This window comes from Ekhidna sp., assembly GCF_965221965.1.
Lineage (GTDB): Bacteria > Bacteroidota > Bacteroidia > Cytophagales > Cyclobacteriaceae > Ekhidna.
The window spans coordinates 1,701,152-1,718,993 of record NZ_OZ244926.1 but is presented as its reverse complement, the minus strand read 5'-3'; the positions used below and the strand labels follow the sequence as shown (position 1 = coordinate 1,718,993).

Here is a 17,842-nt window from a genome sequence, read left to right as displayed (position 1 = left end):
GCATGAACACATATTTCATATCCTAAATCTCATCATATTATGGAAAAGAATGTGATAATGGCTGTAAAACTTTCATGGAGGGGATCCTTGTTTTACTTTTGCCATTCAATTAAACCAAAGCGACAAGAAGTTATCTTCTTTACTAAAAACCAAAAAATCCCAGCTAATCGTTACACTCACTCCCAAGAAGAAAGGAGTTTTAGGTGATACTGGACATAGCAATCTTTGCTATTTACGTCGTTTTGGTTTTCCTAGTAGGGCTTTACTTCTACCGAAAGAATAAAACCAGTGATGATTATTACGTTGCTGGAAGAAATGTTTCCAGCTGGCACATCGGCTTATCTGTTGTTGCCACCGATGTTGGAGGTGGTTTTTCTATCGGCTTAGGAGGTTTGGGCTTCACAATGGGACTTTCCGGATCTTGGTTGCTCTTCACAGGACTGATTGGAGCCTGGATGGCTGCCGTGCTATTGATACCTAAAGTCTACCAGCTTCCGGGCATCCAAAAAATGACTACCCTGCCGCAAATTTTTGAACACTTTTATGGCAAGCATGTGGCTATCCTCGCAGGGGTCATTACTACCATTGGATATTTAGGTTTCACCAGTTCTCAAATCATTGCGGGTGCTAAACTTGCAACTGGGACGTTCGAAGGCTTTTCATTCACTCATGCTGTGTTATTAATGGGAGTGGTAGCTGTGGGCTATACCATTTTGGGCGGTCTCAAAGCAGTGATATATACAGATACGGTTCAGTGGATCATTCTCATGGCCGGGCTACTTTTTGCCGGGATTCCATTTGCCTTTGATGCGATTGGAGGATGGACTGCTGTTAATGCCATTGTAAATAAAGACTACCTGACCCTTACAAACCTTACGTGGAGGGATTTGGTTAACTGGGCGATCACCATCATACCAATCTGGTTTGTTGGTATGACACTGTATCAGCGAATTTTTGCCAGCCGTGGAGAGAAGCAAGCTAAAAAGGCATGGTTTATTGCAGGGCTTTTCGAATGGCCGCTAATGGCCTTCTTAGGTGTGATTCTGGGATTGTTTGGCAGAGTGGCGTACGAACAGGGGATTTTTGAAGTGGTGGGTTATGCAGCAAGTACGGATATGGATCCTGAATTGGGATTGCCAGTGCTGCTGCGTACAGTTCTTCCGCACGGCTTGATGGGGTTGGTGTTAGCCGCGTATTTTTCAGCCGTGATGTCTACAGCCGATAGCTGCCTGATGGCATCATCCGGATCATTTTTGACTGATATTCTACGGTTTAAAGACAAGGGACTGGAAGAAATGGACAAGAAATCATTGAGATCTTCTCAGGGGGCAACCCTGCTGCTTGGGGTGGTTGCTTTGGTAGTAGCGCTATCTTTGGAAAATGTGCTGGAGGCAATGTTATTCTCCTACGCATTCATGGTTTCCGGACTCTTTGTGCCAATCATCGGGGCATTCTACTGGAAAAAAGCTACGAAATTAGGTGCCTTTATTGCAATGCTGCTGGGAGGGGTGGTGACCACTGCTTTGACATTACTGAAAATTCAGTGGTTTGGACTTGATCCAAATCTATATGGAATAATTAGTGCCGCGATTGTGTTTATTAGCATAGGATTAATAAAAAACAAGATAAAAAAATGAATATAACCTTCAAGAAATACTTCCCGGCCCAGACAGTGGGCCTGTACGAAAAAGAGGAGGTGGTTAGCTTCCTTCACCGTTATTTAGATGAATTCGGTGATCCAAAAGAGCACATAAGAAACTGTATTGAGTATGCACTTAATGCCGGCAAGCATCCAGGAGGATTGATTCTCACAGCCTGGGATGGAGATACGATTGTAGGTGCTACGATCATCAACAAAACAGGGATGTCTGGTTATATTCCGGAAAACATCCTTGTCTACATCGCTACTCACTCTGAATACCGTGGAAAGGGAATAGGAGGTCAACTTATTGAACGTGCTTTCAAAGAAACAGAGGGTGATATCGCGCTACACGTAGAGCCTGAAAATCCAGCAAAACATCTTTACGAGAAACTAGGATTTACAAATAAATACCTGGAAATGCGATGGAAGAGACCGCAGTAAACGATCTCATAGCTTTTAGGAAAGAGCTTCATAGATACCCTGAAGTCTCGCAACAGGAGAAAGAAACTCAAAAGCGAATCATTAACTTTTTGAAGGGGCTGGAGATTGAAGGAGTAGAAATTGGCGGAACCGGAGTTCTTGTATCATTTGACAGTGGTAAACCCGGTAAAACAATCATGCTTCGTTCTGATCATGATGCGTTACCGATCCATGAAATCAATGAATTTGATCACAAGTCCACTAACGAAGGTGTCTCACATAAGTGCGGTCATGACGGCCACACGGCAATTATGTGTGGTGTTGCTCTGTATTTTCAGAAAAATCCAATCAAAAATGGAAAAGTAATTCTGGTCTTTCAGCCCGCAGAGGAAAGTGGAGAAGGGGCCAAAGCTATCCTGGCGGACAGTCAGTTTGAATATGAGCCCGACATGGTCTTTGCATTACACAACCTTCCGGGGTATCCACTTCATCAGATTGTGATTAAAGAAGGCAATTTTACGGCTGCAGCAAAAAGTATCATTATAAAGCTCTACGGTAAAACTTCTCACGCCGCAGAGCCGGAGCAAGGTATTAATCCTGCAGCAGCGATAGCTGACTTGATTCAAATGTTTCGTGAAGCAAACCAGCCGGATCTTGATCGTGACGATTTTGCTCTAGCCACTCCGATTCACATCAATATGGGGGAGTTATCCTATGGAGTATCAGCAGGTCATGGAGAAGTTCATTACACGTTGCGGACATGGAATCGTGAGACCATGAATCCTCTGACAGAGCAAATTTTGAAAGGAGTTGATCAAATAACTGAAAAGCATCAATTGCAGAGTGAGATCAGCTGGGCGGAGGAATTTTCATCTAACAGAAACAACCCCAAAGCTGTCCAACTCATTGAAAATGTAATTGATGAGCTTGGCTATGAAAAGGAAGTAAGAAAACGTCCTTTTAAATGGGGTGAAGATTTCGGCTTATTCACCCAAAAATTTCCGGGTGCCATGTTTGGTATAGGTTCGGGAGAGGATTGTCCCGCACTGCACAGTCCGGATTATGACTTTCCGGACGAGATCATAACTACAGGGATAAAAATGTTTACCACCATTGTTGAAAAAGCAATTGATGAGTAGTTCATCATACATTGAGCTTAGCAGGGAGGCTTATGAACATAACCTTCGCTTCTTAAGGGGTCTCATTAAAAAAGGAACCCGTTTTTCTTCAGTAGTCAAGGGAAACGCATATGGTCATGGAATTGATGCTTTTGTTCCAATGGCCGAGTCATTGGGTGTTGACCATTTCTCTGTTTACAGTGCCGATGAGGCTAGGGAGGTATTTCAGGCCATAAAAAGCGAAAGGACTGAACTCATGATTATGGGTTACATCTCCAATGAAAGCCTTGAGTGGGCGATTACAAATGATATTTCCTTTTTCGTTTTTGAATTCGATCGCATTAAGGCAGCAGCTGAAACGGCTGAGAGGCTAAAGAAGAAAGCCAAAATTCACATTGAGTTAGAAACCGGCATGAACAGAACGGGGTTTGACCATGAGGAAGTATCCCGACTTATTCCTTTCATTAAAAAGTATCAGGACCATTTAATTATTGAGGGACTCTGTACACATTACGCAGGCGCTGAGAGTATAGCTAATTATTTGCGAGTCGAGGAGCAGAAAAAGAATTTCAATCAAATGGCTCAGTTGTTAGTTGATAATGGTATTGAGCCAAAAATGAGACATACGTGCTGCTCAGCGGCTTCTATTCGCCTTCCTGATATGCATGAGGATATGGTTAGGATCGGCATTCTACAGTATGGCTTCTGGCCAAGTCGGGAAATTTTTATAGAGTATCTAAAGGGCAAAGAGGACAAAACAGAACCCCTTCGGAGACTAATTGCATGGAAAAGTACCATCATGAGTGTAAAGCATGTTGAAATGGGGGAATTCGTAGGGTATGGCACCACATACCTTGCTCAGCGTGACATGAAGATTGCTATTGTACCGATTGGCTATTCTCATGGCTTCAGCAGGTCACTTAGTAACACGGGTCGTGTTTTGATAGGAGGTTTCAGGGTATCTGTGATCGGGATGGTGAATATGAACAACCTCGCCATAGATGTCTCAGAGCTTGAAAATGTAAAAAAAGGAGATGAAGTAACTTTAATAGGAAAAAGCGGGGATGTAGAAATCAGTGTTGCTTCATTTGGAGAACTTAGTGATCAGCTCAATTACGAGCTGCTCACTCGACTACCAACTAAAATCCCTCGCATAATAAAATAAGAATGGCATTCATAGAATTATATAAAGACAAACTGAAAAAGAATTATCAATTTCTGGATAAGCTGTTCAAAGAGAATGAAATTGAATGGGCTGTGGTATCTAAGTTGCTTTGCGGCAATGAGAAGTATCTGAAGGAGGTGATAGATCTTGGTACCAAAGAAATCTGTGACTCCAGGATCAGTAATTTGGAAGTCATAAAAAAGCTTGATCCAAGTGTTCAAACCGTATATATAAAGCCACCTGCAAAAAGAAGTATTCCCCGACTGGTGAAATATGCAGATGCCAGTTTCAATACCGAATACAAAACTATCAAGTGGATTTCCGATGAAGCGGTAAAGCAAAACAAGAAGCACAAGGTCATCATTATGATTGAGCTTGGTGATTTGAGAGAAGGTGTGATGGGTGATCACCTGATGGACTTCTATGAGTCGGTTTTTAATTTACCTAACATTGAAGTGACAGGCATTGGCTCAAACCTAAACTGTCTTTACGGGGTTATGCCGTCAGAAGATAAGTTGGTACAACTATCTCTTTATGAGCAACTTATAGAAGCTAAATTCAATCGTAAGATACCATGGGTTACGGGAGGTACATCTGTTGTCATTCCATTGTTGTTTAGAAAGCAAGTGCCGGATGGAATCAATCATTTCAGGATTGGTGAGACGCTGTTCTTTGGTTTGGATTTATTTACTCAAGAGGTCGTACCGGGAATGGAGGGAGACGTATTTAAGCTCCATTCTGAAATTATTGAGATCACGGAAAAGCCAAAAATTCCGAGTGGTTATATGGAGGCTAACCCTTCCGGTGAGACATTCGAGATCAATGAAGAGGATTATGGCAAAACATCCTATCGCGCCATTTTGGATATAGGTCTTTTAGATGTTTCCGAGGATTTTCTTATTCCCGACGATGACTCCATTGAAATTACTGGTGCCAGCTCCGATATGTTAATTGTGGATCTTGGAGAATCAAGCAGCCATTATAAAGTTGGAGATCTGGTTTCATTTAAGCTTAAATACATGGGGGCACTCGGGATTTTCAATTCTGACTACATCGAAAAGAGGGTAGTCTGAAAATAGCTTAAGACTTTCTACTTTTGCGCGAAACCTAATCAAAAATGTCAGCAGATTTTCAGCGTAAGAAGCTTGGATACTTTTTTCGGATTCTAGACCTCAATAGCAACGGATGCCTCCAGATGGATGACTTTACCGAGATGGTGGAAAAGGTAAGAGTTACATTGGGGTACGAACCGGGAAGCAAGGAGCATAAACGTATCACCGATAAGGCTGTTAAACTTTTTAATTCATTAGTTAAGGACATAAAGCCTTTCACGTTTAATCAGGTCACTGAGCAGGAGTGGGTTGATTTCTTCTTGAAGGAAGTTATTCTCTCAGGGGATGAAGACACACTGGATGATTATAAAGAGCTGATATTCAACTTCATGTTTGATTTCTTCGACCAGAACAGGGACGGTTTCATTTCAAAAAATGAATACGAGGACTTCTATGACATATTTGGAATTGACCGGGCTTATTGCGACAAGGCATTTAGCCTGATGGACAAATCGCAGAACTACAAACTATCCCGGTATGATTTAATGAACGCGGTAGAAGAATTCTTTGCCTCCAACGACCCAACACTGCCCGGTAATTGGATATTTGGCAATTGGGAATCAGAGCCTCATGCTGTTTTATAGCTATTGCATCGTAGTAAGTTTCTGGGTGGAGCTCAGGATATTTTCGTGTTACTATAAAATTACATTGAACAAGTATCCTGAAATAATGATGCAAAGCGCTACCACTCCAAAAAAGGTAGCTATCAGTTTTACCGTCATTACTTTTTTTAATAGCATCGCCTCCGGTAATGATAACCCTACGACCGCCATCATAAAAGCAATAGCTGTTCCCAGTGGAATACCTTTTGCCACTAATACCTGAACCACCGGAAGTATACCTGCTGCGTTTGAATACATGGGGATGGCCAGTAGGGTAGCAATCGGTACGGCCAGAAGGTTATCTTTTGCCATGTGTTTTTCAAAGAATCCTTCCGGAATATAGCCATGCATTAGCCCACCAATGGCAATTCCCACAATTACATAGGGCACTACACCTCGTAGTATTGTTTTCACTTCCTTCCAAATGACTGGAAGGCGCTGGGATAAAGTCTGCCGCTCTTCATTAAATATGTCCTGCTCTCTTTGTGCAGTAGCTATCACCTCTTTTACCCAGGGAGTTAAAAGTAGTTCTAATTTTAACTTTTGAAGGATTACGCCTGAAATGGTGCCAAGCAATACCCCACTGACCACATAGATAATGGTCGTTTTAACGCCAAATAGCCCAACAAACAGGCCGATGGCTACCTCATTCACCAGTGGTGAGGTAATTAAGAATGCGAAGGTGACGCCTAGAGGAATGCCTCCTCTTACAAAACCAATAAACAGTGGAACGGAGGAACAGGAGCAGAACGGCGTAACCACCCCAAAGAGACTAGCCATCAGGTACTCCAATCCGTAGAGTTTATTTCTTGACAAGTAGCTTTTAACCCGGTCAATAGGGAAGTAGCTGTTGATGATACCCATGAAAAAGATGACGATAAAAAGAAGAATTAAGATTTTGGCCGAGTCATAAAGGAAGAAATTAAGCGCTTCGGACAAATTATTCCCCGGATCTAAATGGAGGACATCATAGACCAGCCAATCTGCCAACTGTTGTATCCAGTCAAACATGCGTCCTTATGTAAGTAGTGCCAGCACTTCATCTTTGGAGGGCACTCTTCCCCTTATGGTCACCTTACCATCCACAACCAATGCCGGAGTGGCCATCACATTGAATTTCATAATCTCTTCGATCTCTTCCACTTTCAGAATGGTAGCGTCAATGTTGTTTGCTGTGACGACTTCTCTTACCACGCCCGTCATAGACTGGCATTTTGGGCATCCTGTTCCCAATATCTTAATTGATTTAGCCATGATCTCCTCCTTTTGTACAGCACAAATTACGGAGGCATTTCGCGCATGGAATATGATTTATGTCACGTGCAAGGCGTCCTTTTGACAGGAAAATGAGGGATTCGAATACATGCAGTCCTTCTCAATGGAAGATAAACCCTAATCGAGACCTCTTAATATCTCATCATCTACCAGATTGGGTAGTGTTACCTTCAATTCCGGTGTTCGTTCCATCTCTCTTTTGATTGCAAACAAAGCCTCATCATTACGTGCCCAGCTTCGTCTGGCAATTCCATTATTTACGTCATAAAAAAGCATCGATTTAAGTCTTCGGTCAGCATCGTTGCTTCCATCCAGTAGCATTCCAAACCCACCATTAATCACTTCGCCCCAGCCAACACCACCTCCGTTGTGAATGGAAACCCACGTGGCTCCCCTAAAGCTGTCGCCAATCACATTTTGGATAGCCATGTCAGCGGTGTATTTGCTTCCATCATAGATATTGCTGGTTTCCCGATACGGTGAGTCTGTTCCACTCACATCATGATGATCTCTTCCCAAAACAATAGGAGCCGAGATTTCACCCTTTTTGATAGCCTGGTTAAATGCCGCAGCAATCTTTGATCGCCCTTCTGCATCTGCATAAAGAATTCGGGCCTGGGAGCCCACGACCAATTTGTTGCTTTCAGCTTCCTCAATCCATCGGATGTTGTCTTGCATTTGCTGCTGGATTTCCTGAGGTGAAGAGGCTTTGATTTCCCTCATCACTTCCAATGCGATCTGATCAGACTTTCTCAGGTCCTCTGCTTTTCCGGAAGTACACACCCATCGGAAAGGGCCAAACCCATAGTCAAAACACATCGGCCCCAGAATGTCCTGTACATAGGATGGATACTTAAAGTCGATTCCATTTTCAGCCATCACCTCAGCACCAGCTCTTGATGCTTCCAGCAAAAACGCATTTCCATAGTCAAAGAAGTAGGTACCTCGCGCTGCATGTTTATTCACTGCATTAGCATGTCTCCTGAGTGATTCTTGTACTTTTTCCTTGAATTTTTCGGGGTTGTTACGGATCAGGTCATTCGATTCTTCAAAACTTAAACCCGCAGGGTAATAGCCACCAGACCAGGGATTGTGGAGTGATGTTTGGTCAGAGCCAAGATCAATCGTGATGTTTTCATCAAAGAATCGCTCCCAGACGTCCACCACATTTCCAACAAAAGCAATAGAAACGATCTCTTGATTTTCCTTGGCTTCTTTTACTCTCGATATGAGTGTGTCAAGGTCCTCAATGATCTCATCCACCCATCCCTGATCATGTCGTTTATGGGCAGCATTGGGATTTACTTCCGCACATACGGTGATACATCCGGCAATATTTCCTGCCTTAGGCTGTGCGCCACTCATCCCTCCGAGACCAGCAGTCAAAAAGATCTTACCCGCAGAAGAAACCCCTGATCCTAACTTTTTTCGGAAGGCATTCATTACTGTGATTGTAGTTCCATGAACGATTCCCTGAGGACCGATATACATGTATGAACCTGCAGTCATTTGACCGTATTGTGTTACACCCAAAGCGTTGAACCGTTCCCAATCATCTGGTTGAGAATAGTTCGGAATCATCATGCCATTGGTGACGACTACACGCGGAGCATCTTTATGAGAAGGAAAAAGTCCCATCGGGTGTCCGGAATACATGTGCAAAGTCTGTTCATCACTCATAGTCGCCAGGTACTGCATGGTCAGCAGGTATTGTGCCCAGTTTTGGAATACAGCACCATTACCGCCATAGGTAATCAGCTCTTCGGGATGCTGTGCAACCGCGGGATCCAGGTTGTTTTGGATCATAAGCATGATAGCTGCTGCCTGATTGGATTTTGCGGGATATTCTTCAATCGCTCGGGCATACATATCATATTCCGGCATAAATCGGTACATGTAGATTCGTCCAAAGTCATTGAGCTCCCGGGCAAATTCAGGTGCTAATTCTTTGTGCCACTCATTAGGGAAGTATCTAAGCGCATTGCGAACGGCTAGTTTTTTTTCATCAACAGATAGAATGTCCTTTCGTTTAGGAGCCCTGTTTACTCCTTCTTTCAAAGGCTTTTTGGCTGGTAGACGATCTGGTATTCCTTGAAGTATTTGTTCTTTAAATGTCATTTTTTAAAAGTATTTCTTTTAACCACAAAGGACACAGAGAATTTTAACGAAGGTCACAAAGGGTCATTTTATAATCACAGAGATCACAAAGCTTTTTATAGAAGTTACAAAGAGCCATTTATGACTCTTCTTAATCCGTTCTTTAAAAGTGATACATTAAAATTAATGAGTAAGCCAAGTTTATAATCACCTAGCTTCATATAGGTTAGTGTTTGTGCCATGTGAACATCATTCAAGGCATCAACACTTTTAAGTTCAATTACTAGCTTTCTTTCCACCAACAAATCTATGCGATAACCACAGTCGAGCTTCACCTCTTCATAAACCAGAGGCATAGGTTTTTCCTTTTCTACAAAAAAGCCTTCTTCTAACAGCTTATAGCATAGACATTCTTTATAAGCACTCTCCAAAAGCCCCGGGCCTAATGCCTTGTGAACATCAAATGCAACTCCAATGACTTTATTTGCAATTTGATTTTCTGTCATCTCAGCGTACTTTGTGTATTCTCAGAGTACTTTGTGGTTAAACTCAGAATTTGTCAAATTCATTACTAAACTCAGTATCTAAGGAAATGCCCTCCTTATCTGCTGTTTGTCTGGCAACCTGGATCAATTCCTTGTTTCGAACCATATCGATCGCCGTTTCCATTATTTCGTTCATAACACCATCCTTGGTGATATGGTCAATTTTGGTTCTTACATGATCATGGATGGCACTCATGATTTTGCTTGACTTCAATGGCCGATGAAAATCAAGTGCCTGAGCTGCACAGAAAATCTCTACTCCAATAATCTTTTCGACATTCTCCACCACTCTGAGTGCTTTTCGTCCACCGATTGACCCCATACTGACGTGATCTTCCTGTCCAAGTGATGTTGGGATACTATCGGCACTGGCAGGGAAGCAAAGCCCTTTGTTTTCACTTACCAATGCGGCAGTCGTGTATTGAGGGATCATAAAACCGGAGTTGGTTCCTGTTTCTTTCAATAAGAGTTTAGGTACACCCGGCGTATCACCTTCCAGTGAGAGATAAATTCTTCTATCTGATATATTACCCACCTCAGCAGTTGCCAGGCATGCATAATCTATCGGTAGGGCCATGGGCTGGCCATGAAAGTTACCACCACTGATCGTGTGGTCTTTGCTAAATACGATCGGGTTATCCGTGACAGAGTTAATTTCTACCTCCAGCATCTCCTTTACATGGAGCCAGGCGTTGCGAGATGCACCGTGCACCTGAGGCATGCAACGAAGCGAATAAGGATCCTGAACCCTTGCACAATTGGCATGTGAATGCACTACCTCAGAACCGTCAAGTATTTTGCTGATAAATGCCGCCACATGTTTACTGCCCTTATATGGTCTTACATCATGGAGCTCAGATGAAAAAGGCTTGACGGAGGCCAGAAGCCCCTCGACCATCATCGCGCCAGAAATGTCTGCATGGGTAAGCACATTTTGTAATCTTTCTACCACAGAAACAGCGTGAGCAGCAATGAACTGAGTTCCATTAATGAGACCCAAGCCTTCTTTGGCACCAAGTTGAATAGGGGACAGACCTTCCTTTTGTAGCCATTCTTCTGTGGGAATAAACTCACCATTCACCTTTACTTTACCCAATCCAATAAGTGGTAGAAATAAGTGAGCCAGAGGTGCCAAGTCTCCTGAAGCCCCAACTGATCCCTGCTCCGGGACTAGCGGAATGATGTCATTATCTATGTGGTGGATGATTCGATCAATTGTTTCCTCCTTTACACCCGAAAATCCTTTTGCCAGAGCGTGAACCTTGATAATCATCATCACTTTGGCAATTTCGTCATGGATTGGATTACCTAATCCCACCGCATGGCTCATTAACAAGTTCTTCTGAAGCGTACTGGTTTCTTTCTTTGATATTTGGGTAGTACAAAGAGGCCCAAATCCAGTATTTATTCCATAAACAGCCTTGTCACCCTCGGCGATGGTTTTTACCTCATTCGCACTTCTGTTGATTTCTTTTCTGGTCTTTTCAGTCAGGATACCTTTCGTCTTACCTCTTGCTATTGAAAGTGCGATACCTGCGGTCAGGTGATCTTCTCCGTAGTGAAAAACTGAAGTTTGGCTAGCCATAGATAAAAGTTGTTGTGGCAACAAAATTACATACAGTCACCTGCTTAACAGAAACTTTATCATTTAATAAATGGAAACGGTTATTTGATATTGTAACGCCTGGTATTATGAATTTTAATATAATTAATTGTACTATTCTTGGAGATGTAAAATAGTTGGAACGATATTCTCACATCCTTCTTATTCTAATGTACCTTATAAGGTAACCCAGTATTTCAGATCAGGATTCACTTTTTGAACCTTTTCGATTTTTTATTTCTAACCTTTAAAACTCATTTATTATGGCCAAATGTTTTGCCTTAATGGGCTGGAGTCTTCCCGTGATTGAAAGTATGCAAAAGACAGGTGAGCCTTATGTCGTGGTTTCCTTTCCTGATTTTGAACCCTATGCTAAAGAGAATGACATACCATTTGTTTCTTACCAGTTGGACGAGTGGAGTGATACCTCAAATTCACTCGATTTGGCTGAAAAATTGAAGCCTTATGATGTGGATGTCGCTGTTCCATTATTCGAAGAGACGGTAGAGTGGGCTGGTGCTTTGAATTCCATTTACAGAGATGATCCTCGGGTGCTTAACCGGGCGTTTCTCTTTCGAAATAAAGCAATGATGAAACGTAAAGCCTTAATCGGAGGCTTGCGTGTAGGCTTATTTGAAGAAGTTTATAATAAGGAAGGTGTAAAGGCTTTTATGAGGCGATTAAATGAAGCAAATCTTCAGCTTGATGGTGAAGAAGATAGCTGGGTTCATATTAAGCCTTTTGCTTCAGCTGGCACGGTTGGTCATCGACTGTTAAGGTCTATGGATCAGATAGATCAGGAATGTGAAGATGGAGATTTTCCTTGCCTGGCAGAAAGCCACCTTCCCGGACGAGAGTTTTCCTGTGAGGCGTTTATTCATGGGGGAAAGATCAAATTTTTAAATATCACTGAGTATGTGAAACTCGGCTATTCAAACTTTATCCCGGAAGGTCACTACCTCGAATCCAAAAGAGATTTAATTCATAAGCATGTTCAGAAACTGGTTGATATATTCGGAATTGAATATGGAATGGTTCATCCGGAATGGTTCCTTACAGAAAATGACGAATTGAACTTTGGCGAAACAGCTTGTAGGATTCCTGGAGGACATATTCTGGAGCTATGTGGTAAATCTTATGAGTTTGATGCGTTGGCTGCTTTTGTTCAGATTCATGATCCGAGCCTGACCGACGAAGAGCTAGCCAAGATTTTACCAGATCCGAGTAGTAAGCCGAAAAATTATCATGGTAATGTGATGATCTATCCTCATAAAAAACAGTTCTCTAAACTGGAAATTCCGGAAGAATTGAATAACGAACCTTACTTCGTGGATCATACACTGGTACCGCCTCTGAGTACTCAGAAAATCAGCGATGACCGTGAAGGGTTTGGTAACCATTTCGGTACTATCAACTTTAAAGGGGACGATCCGGACCGGATGACAGAACTATTGAAGCATTATCAAAAAGTAGATTTCTACGTTTAAAACAGCTATAGGCTACATTTAATGGAAATTGCCGAACACAAACTTTTTCAGAACTTTGAAACAAGTTTTGAGGATTTCAAAACGGCTTCAGACCTTACCAGGAAGGATAAAGCAGCCAAACTGGCCAGTCAGATAGATATTCTGGCTCTTACCAGGGATGGGCTCACATATCTGTATCGAAAGAGTCCCGAACTGGACCAAATGGGATTCTTTAAAGGGACATCCTGGGAGAATCCAAATAAGCTGGTACCCACCTTGGTTAAGGGTACCCTTCAGGCAGGTCATCCTACTTCGAGTTTTGAAATTTTATCCGAATTAAGACTTCTATCGTATGTTAATGGGCATCCTTCTGATCAAATATCAAAGGAAGAGTCGAACACCTTACTAGAGGAAATTTTGGTTCATAATCTGGAATTTGCACTAAATGACCTTTCTGAAGAAACCCGAATGGTCATGAGTGATAGGGAAGTAAAAAAGGCCACTAATCTTTTCGGATATCTGCTTTCCGAAATTGACTTGAGTGGCGTATACCAAAAGCTTTCTGAAGAAATAGATTTAATCTGTAGTCAGCGACCCATAGAAACACGGAAGGCACGTGAATTGATTCGACTCATTGATCAACGCTTTGATACCTCCGGATCTTCTGAAATTGATAAGAATACCCGAAGATTTATTAATGCTATAAAGGCACCAACAAAGGTTTCACAGGAGCGTCGTTCTCTGGATGATTATAAGCCATTCATTGAAAAAGCAGATTATGATGCATTAAAAGAAGAAACCATCGAGATGGGGAAATCGATGAGTAAAACAGGGCTTGTAAGTCAATATCATGCGGTTCTTCTCTTACACCTGGCGAATCAATTTCCTGAGCTTGTACCTCATTGTCTTGCATTGAATGACCGGGGAAAAGCTGAATGGGAAAAGTTTCGGGAATTTGTCACTTCGCTCATACTGGAGGTTATCACCCCTGAGAATTATCAATGCATTTATGGACTTAGTAGAGTCTTAGGTCGGAATCTACTGTCAAGACGCCCGGTTAGAGCAGGTTTTGAAAATCTCAGAAGAGCAAAGATTAATTCACAGGTTGAAGCCAGGATTTTGAAATCTATAGGGAAGTCGGATTCTAAAGCTTCCGCCCTTCAATATCTGCTTGGCGGTACTATCAAAGTTCTCGGCCAGCCTTTAGGAATAGGACAGGGAAATAATCCCACTTGTCAGTCGGCACGTGGAATAAGCATGTGGAGCCAGCATGCCCCTGCAAAGCTTATTGATATGATAATCACGGTTACTACTCAGAACAATCTGATGATGCGCTTTGAAAATCATGACCTGGAATCAATCAAACTAAGCAAAGGGCTGGTAGAAAAGCTGGATTATAATCTTGATGTCGTTTCAGCGATTCTTGTTCCACATCTCGATCGGATATATAATGAAATGATGCGACGGTCCATGGGCAGAACAGACGATCCACACAAATGGGTAAATCCGGCAATGTATGGTCATTGGATTCCCGTGGGATTTGCGTCCTGCTATGATTATCTCAGTAATTCCATCATGGATTTTGAAGGATTTATTCGAATTTTCTACGCGGCATTTCACCCTGAATTCAACGATGGAAGGGAAGTTGTTTATCCGATTCCGATAGGCATTTTTATCACAAGTAACCATGGCGACATGCTGGGCTTCCATGCAGTTTCACTTCTTCGTGTAGATAAAGACAAGTCCGATGAATACCGAGCCTACTTTTTAAACCCAAATAATGAAGGAAGGCAGGATTGGGGCCAAGACATTAAGCCCTCTGTACATGGAAATAGGGAAAAACCCGGGGAGTCATCTCTACCATTTTACCAGTTTGCGGCACGGATTTATGCTTTTCATTATAATGCATTGGAAGCAAATGCACATTTGCACCTGGTAGATGAAAAAGTGATTAAGAAAGTGAAGGAGTTAGCACAGGAGAGTTGGGGTAAATCATATATCTGGAACGAACAAACCAAACTATGGTAAGGCACTCATCCCGTATTGAGCTCAGTCAGTCTTCCCTGACCGGGAACATCAATTTCATTCGGAAAAAAATCGGATCGGAAATTCGTATTTCATCTGTTGTGAAGGCCAATGCTTATGGTCATGGAATTAAGGAATTTGTAAAGATGGCTGAAAAAGCCGGAGTGGATCATTTTGCTGCTGCTTCAGCTTTTGAAGCGGAGGAAGTATTGGAAGCCAAGTCTCCATCCAGTGATGTAATGATCATGGGTATTTTATATGATGAGGACATCCACTGGGCAATCGATCACGAGATCGAGTTTTATGTTTTTAATTATGAACGACTTCCTCTGGTGTTGGAAGAGGCCAAGAAGCTGGACAAAAAGGCTAAAGTTCACCTGGAAGTAGAAACAGGAGCTAACCGTACAGGCTTACCTGAGACTGAGTTCACAGATTGTCTCAACTTTGTCAAGAAGCACAAGAAATACATTGAGTTTACCGGACTGTGCACCCATTTTGGTGGGGCTGAAAGTCTGTCTAATCAATTCAAGATTGATCGTCAGCATAAGAAATACAAAGAGTTTTTAAGGACCTGCAAAAAGAAAAGCTACATGCCGGAAATAAGGCATATAGCATGTTCTGCTGCGGCGTTGGCGTATCCTGATACAGTTTACGATATGGTTCGGATAGGGGTGGCACAATATGGTTTTTGGCCAAGCCCAGATATTTATTTCATGCATCTGCAGGAAACCGGAAAATCTTCCAATGGTTCTCTGAAGCGATTGTTTACGTGGAAGACAGATGTAATGGATATCCGTGACGTTGATGCGGGTGAGTTTATAGGATATGGCACTGCCTATCAGGCTACACAGGATATGAAAGTTGCTGTGATGCCTTTAGGCTATTCCAATGGATATCCGCGGGCACAATCAAATCGCGGACATGTTCTAATAAAAGGAAAGAAGGCACCCATTGTTGGCCTGATCAACATGAACCTATTCATGGTGGATGTTAGTCATATTGAAGATGTCAGTGTAGGAGAGGAAGTCGTACTTGTTGGCCGCCAGAAGAACAATACAATCAATATCAGCTCATTTACTCAGGTGACCCAGTTATTGAACAATGAAATGTTGAGCAGATTACCAGCAGCAATTCCAAGAAGGATCGTGAAATGAAAAGGCCGCTGAGTAAAGAAGAAAAGAAGCTAGTGAAGAGCCTGATACAATCAGGCAGGGAGTCATTTGGACTGATAGATTTTGTTGCTTTCAACTTTCCAAAAGGAAAATTTGAGATTAGCACATTTCAGCAAGCTATCAGTCTTAAAGTTAGTGATGAGGAACTTGAACAGGTGATGAATCACCTGGTTGGCAGACTTAACCTAATCAAAGAATTGGAGCATGCTGGCTATTTGAGTGTATGGTCCAAACTTCCTATTGAAGACAATACACAGACGTGCGGAAATCCATCTGTGGATGCAAATACTATTTTTCTACCGGATATCAGCGTCGCATCTGAGCTCTTAAAGTATGGTAATTACCAAATGTGCTTTAGTGACTCACTGATTGAATGGTCAAAGCGTAACTTCCGGATGAATACTATCTCGTCAGGGTTTAAGTATGCTATGTATGCCTTGCTGATTGTCGTTGGAGTGGACTTATTGTACCATGTTCAAATCATCGGTAAAAACATTCGATCTGATCATCAAACGATTGTAGATAACAATCAGGAAGTGATTGAAAATCAAAAGCTTAATCGACAAATCATCGATTCGCTTCAGTCACAAAGTAAGTACCTGATTTTAATCACCAATAGAATATCTAACAATACTGAAAACATGAAGAGTGTTGAATTGTTAATAAATCAACAAAGGACTTCAATTCAAAATCTGGAATACCAAATAGAGTCCTTAGAAAAGGAACTAAAGATCAATAAAAACCTAATCAAAAAAACTGATAGTCTCTTAAACCTATCCAGCACGAATGAGTAGTAGTCAAGAAACCATTGTCATAAAATATGGGGGCAATGCGATGATTGATGAGCCCCTCAAAAGATCCATCTTGAAGAATGTGGTTGACATTCATAAAGCGGGTAAACGCATTGTTATAGTTCATGGCGGAGGTCCGTTTATCAATGCTATTTTGGATAAAGTACAGATACAATCTGAATTTATTGGAGGGCACAGGAAAACCACACCTGAAGCTATGAAATACATTGAGATGGCCCTGAAAGGTGAAGTTAATACCAGTCTTGTCGGCCTGGTTAATTCATTGGGAGCGAAGGCCGTGGGGCTTTCAGGAAAGGATGGGGGAATGATTACCACCAAAAAGCGGTTTCATTATGAAGGAGATAAGCAAATTGATCTGGGTCAGGTAGCAGATGTGGCAACAGTTCAGCCTGAAATTTTGAATGATCTGCTGGATAAAGGATACATACCCATTGTGGCATGTGTATCTGCTGATAAAGATGGAGTTTCTTACAACATCAATGCAGATATGATGGCTGGCGCCATTGCAGGCGCCTTAAAAGCCGAGTATTTGGTTTTGACTGATGTGGATGGAATCAGGAGAGATAAAGATGATCCGGGATCGTTAATCACTGAAGTGGCGTTGGCGCAAATCCCTGAAATGATGCACAGTGTTATTGTCGGAGGGATGATACCTAAAATAGAGTCTTGTCAGCAGGCCATTGAAGCAGGATCAGGGAGAGCACGGATTATAAATGGAACCAAGCCCGAACAATTAATCGAAGCAATCAATACAACGAATCAAGTAGGTACTACGATCACAAAATGAA

The 17,842-nt window shown here is 42.1% G+C and carries 16 protein-coding genes; 11 read left to right on the top strand and 5 right to left on the bottom strand.

What is annotated here, in order from left to right; translation table 11 throughout:
* Nucleotides 1-203 precede the first annotated feature (203 nt).
* Genes ACOQON_RS08340 through ACOQON_RS08315 form a run of 6 tightly spaced genes read left to right on the top strand, consistent with a single transcriptional unit; the run spans nt 204 to nt 6,041 of the window.
* Nucleotides 204-1,637 carry a sodium:solute symporter family protein gene (locus ACOQON_RS08340; protein ID WP_420578468.1) on the top strand — a complete coding sequence of 478 codons (1,434 nt, stop codon included), beginning with the start codon at nt 204-206 and terminating at the stop codon, nt 1,635-1,637.
* A complete protein-coding gene (locus tag ACOQON_RS08335) occupies nt 1,634-2,083 on the top strand; it encodes a GNAT family N-acetyltransferase (protein WP_420578467.1) in 450 nt (149 codons plus the stop codon). Before ACOQON_RS08340 ends, ACOQON_RS08335 begins: the two co-directional genes overlap by 4 nt.
* Nucleotides 2,065-3,201, top strand: a complete 1,137-nt coding sequence (locus ACOQON_RS08330; protein WP_420578466.1) for an amidohydrolase — start codon at nt 2,065-2,067, stop codon at nt 3,199-3,201. The genes ACOQON_RS08335 and ACOQON_RS08330 overlap by 19 nt, the downstream gene beginning before the upstream one ends.
* Nucleotides 3,194-4,345 (top strand): alanine racemase, encoded by a 1,152-nt coding sequence (gene alr / locus ACOQON_RS08325; protein ID WP_420578465.1) that lies wholly within the window; start codon nt 3,194-3,196, stop codon nt 4,343-4,345. Before ACOQON_RS08330 ends, alr (ACOQON_RS08325) begins: the two co-directional genes overlap by 8 nt.
* Nucleotides 4,346-4,347: 2 nt before the next feature.
* A complete protein-coding gene (locus tag ACOQON_RS08320; protein ID WP_420578464.1) occupies nt 4,348-5,418 on the top strand; it encodes an alanine racemase in 1,071 nt (356 codons plus the stop codon).
* Nucleotides 5,419-5,462: 44 nt separating this feature from the next.
* Nucleotides 5,463-6,041 (top strand): EF-hand domain-containing protein, encoded by a 579-nt coding sequence (locus ACOQON_RS08315; protein WP_420578463.1) that lies wholly within the window; start codon nt 5,463-5,465, stop codon nt 6,039-6,041.
* Between the two features lie 51 nt (nt 6,042-6,092).
* On the opposite strand, the gene ACOQON_RS08310 is transcribed toward ACOQON_RS08315, so the two are convergent.
* The 5 genes from ACOQON_RS08310 to hutH form a co-directional block, all read right to left on the bottom strand.
* Nucleotides 6,093-7,070 carry a permease gene (locus ACOQON_RS08310; RefSeq protein WP_420578462.1) on the bottom strand — a complete coding sequence of 326 codons (978 nt, stop codon included), beginning with the start codon at nt 7,068-7,070 and terminating at the stop codon, nt 6,093-6,095.
* Between the two features lie 6 nt (nt 7,071-7,076).
* On the bottom strand, nt 7,077-7,313 hold the full coding sequence (locus tag ACOQON_RS08305; RefSeq protein WP_420578461.1) for a thioredoxin family protein: 237 nt from the start codon (nt 7,311-7,313) through the stop codon (nt 7,077-7,079).
* Nucleotides 7,314-7,451: 138 nt separating this feature from the next.
* The gene (locus ACOQON_RS08300) at nt 7,452-9,452 is read right to left on the bottom strand and encodes a urocanate hydratase (RefSeq protein WP_420578460.1); all 2,001 of its coding nucleotides are present in this window, start codon (nt 9,450-9,452) and stop codon (nt 7,452-7,454) included.
* Nucleotides 9,453-9,556: 104 nt separating this feature from the next.
* Nucleotides 9,557-9,937, bottom strand: a complete 381-nt coding sequence (locus ACOQON_RS08295; RefSeq protein ID WP_420578459.1) for a GxxExxY protein — start codon at nt 9,935-9,937, stop codon at nt 9,557-9,559.
* Between the two features lie 43 nt (nt 9,938-9,980).
* Complete coding sequence (gene hutH / locus ACOQON_RS08290) at nt 9,981-11,561, bottom strand: histidine ammonia-lyase (protein WP_420578458.1); 1,581 nt, start codon at nt 11,559-11,561, stop codon at nt 9,981-9,983.
* 281 nt (nt 11,562-11,842) lie between these two features.
* Between hutH and ACOQON_RS08285 the strand changes: the two genes are divergently transcribed.
* The 5 genes from ACOQON_RS08285 to argB are packed head-to-tail and all read left to right on the top strand — an operon-like array spanning nt 11,843 to nt 17,841.
* A complete protein-coding gene (locus tag ACOQON_RS08285) occupies nt 11,843-13,066 on the top strand; it encodes an ATP-grasp domain-containing protein (protein WP_420578457.1) in 1,224 nt (407 codons plus the stop codon).
* A gap of 21 nt (nt 13,067-13,087) precedes the next feature.
* Entirely contained in the window at nt 13,088-15,073 is a 1,986-nt protein-coding gene (locus ACOQON_RS08280) for a hypothetical protein (protein ID WP_420578456.1), read from the top strand.
* Nucleotides 15,067-16,224, top strand: a complete 1,158-nt coding sequence (alr, locus tag ACOQON_RS08275; protein WP_420578455.1) for an alanine racemase — start codon at nt 15,067-15,069, stop codon at nt 16,222-16,224. The genes ACOQON_RS08280 and alr (ACOQON_RS08275) overlap by 7 nt, the downstream gene beginning before the upstream one ends.
* A complete protein-coding gene (locus tag ACOQON_RS08270; protein WP_420578454.1) occupies nt 16,221-17,036 on the top strand; it encodes a hypothetical protein in 816 nt (271 codons plus the stop codon). Before alr (ACOQON_RS08275) ends, ACOQON_RS08270 begins: the two co-directional genes overlap by 4 nt.
* Nucleotides 17,029-17,841, top strand: coding sequence for an acetylglutamate kinase (gene argB / locus ACOQON_RS08265; protein WP_420578453.1), 813 nt, complete (start codon nt 17,029-17,031; stop codon nt 17,839-17,841). Before ACOQON_RS08270 ends, argB begins: the two co-directional genes overlap by 8 nt.
* Nucleotide 17,842: the final 1 nt, after the last annotated feature.

Bases quoted from the DNA above. Each gene is read 5' to 3' on its own strand.
- ACOQON_RS08335 (WP_420578467.1), top strand. From the start codon at position 1,634: ATGAATATAACCTTCAAGAAATACTTCCCGGCCCAGACAGTGGGCCTG.
- ACOQON_RS08330 (WP_420578466.1), top strand. From the start codon at position 2,065: ATGGAAGAGACCGCAGTAAACGATCTCATAGCTTTTAGGAAAGAGCTT.
- alr (WP_420578465.1), top strand. From the start codon at position 3,194: ATGAGTAGTTCATCATACATTGAGCTTAGCAGGGAGGCTTATGAACAT.
- ACOQON_RS08320 (WP_420578464.1), top strand. From the start codon at position 4,348: ATGGCATTCATAGAATTATATAAAGACAAACTGAAAAAGAATTATCAA.
- ACOQON_RS08315 (WP_420578463.1), top strand. From the start codon at position 5,463: ATGTCAGCAGATTTTCAGCGTAAGAAGCTTGGATACTTTTTTCGGATT.
- ACOQON_RS08310 (WP_420578462.1), bottom strand. From the start codon at position 7,070: ATGTTTGACTGGATACAACAGTTGGCAGATTGGCTGGTCTATGATGTC.
- ACOQON_RS08305 (WP_420578461.1), bottom strand. From the start codon at position 7,313: ATGGCTAAATCAATTAAGATATTGGGAACAGGATGCCCAAAATGCCAG.
- ACOQON_RS08300 (WP_420578460.1), bottom strand. From the start codon at position 9,452: ATGACATTTAAAGAACAAATACTTCAAGGAATACCAGATCGTCTACCA.
- ACOQON_RS08295 (WP_420578459.1), bottom strand. From the start codon at position 9,937: ATGACAGAAAATCAAATTGCAAATAAAGTCATTGGAGTTGCATTTGAT.
- hutH (WP_420578458.1), bottom strand. From the start codon at position 11,561: ATGGCTAGCCAAACTTCAGTTTTTCACTACGGAGAAGATCACCTGACC.
- ACOQON_RS08285 (WP_420578457.1), top strand. From the start codon at position 11,843: ATGGCCAAATGTTTTGCCTTAATGGGCTGGAGTCTTCCCGTGATTGAA.
- ACOQON_RS08280 (WP_420578456.1), top strand. From the start codon at position 13,088: ATGGAAATTGCCGAACACAAACTTTTTCAGAACTTTGAAACAAGTTTT.
- alr (WP_420578455.1), top strand. From the start codon at position 15,067: ATGGTAAGGCACTCATCCCGTATTGAGCTCAGTCAGTCTTCCCTGACC.
- ACOQON_RS08270 (WP_420578454.1), top strand. From the start codon at position 16,221: ATGAAAAGGCCGCTGAGTAAAGAAGAAAAGAAGCTAGTGAAGAGCCTG.
- argB (WP_420578453.1), top strand. From the start codon at position 17,029: ATGAGTAGTAGTCAAGAAACCATTGTCATAAAATATGGGGGCAATGCG.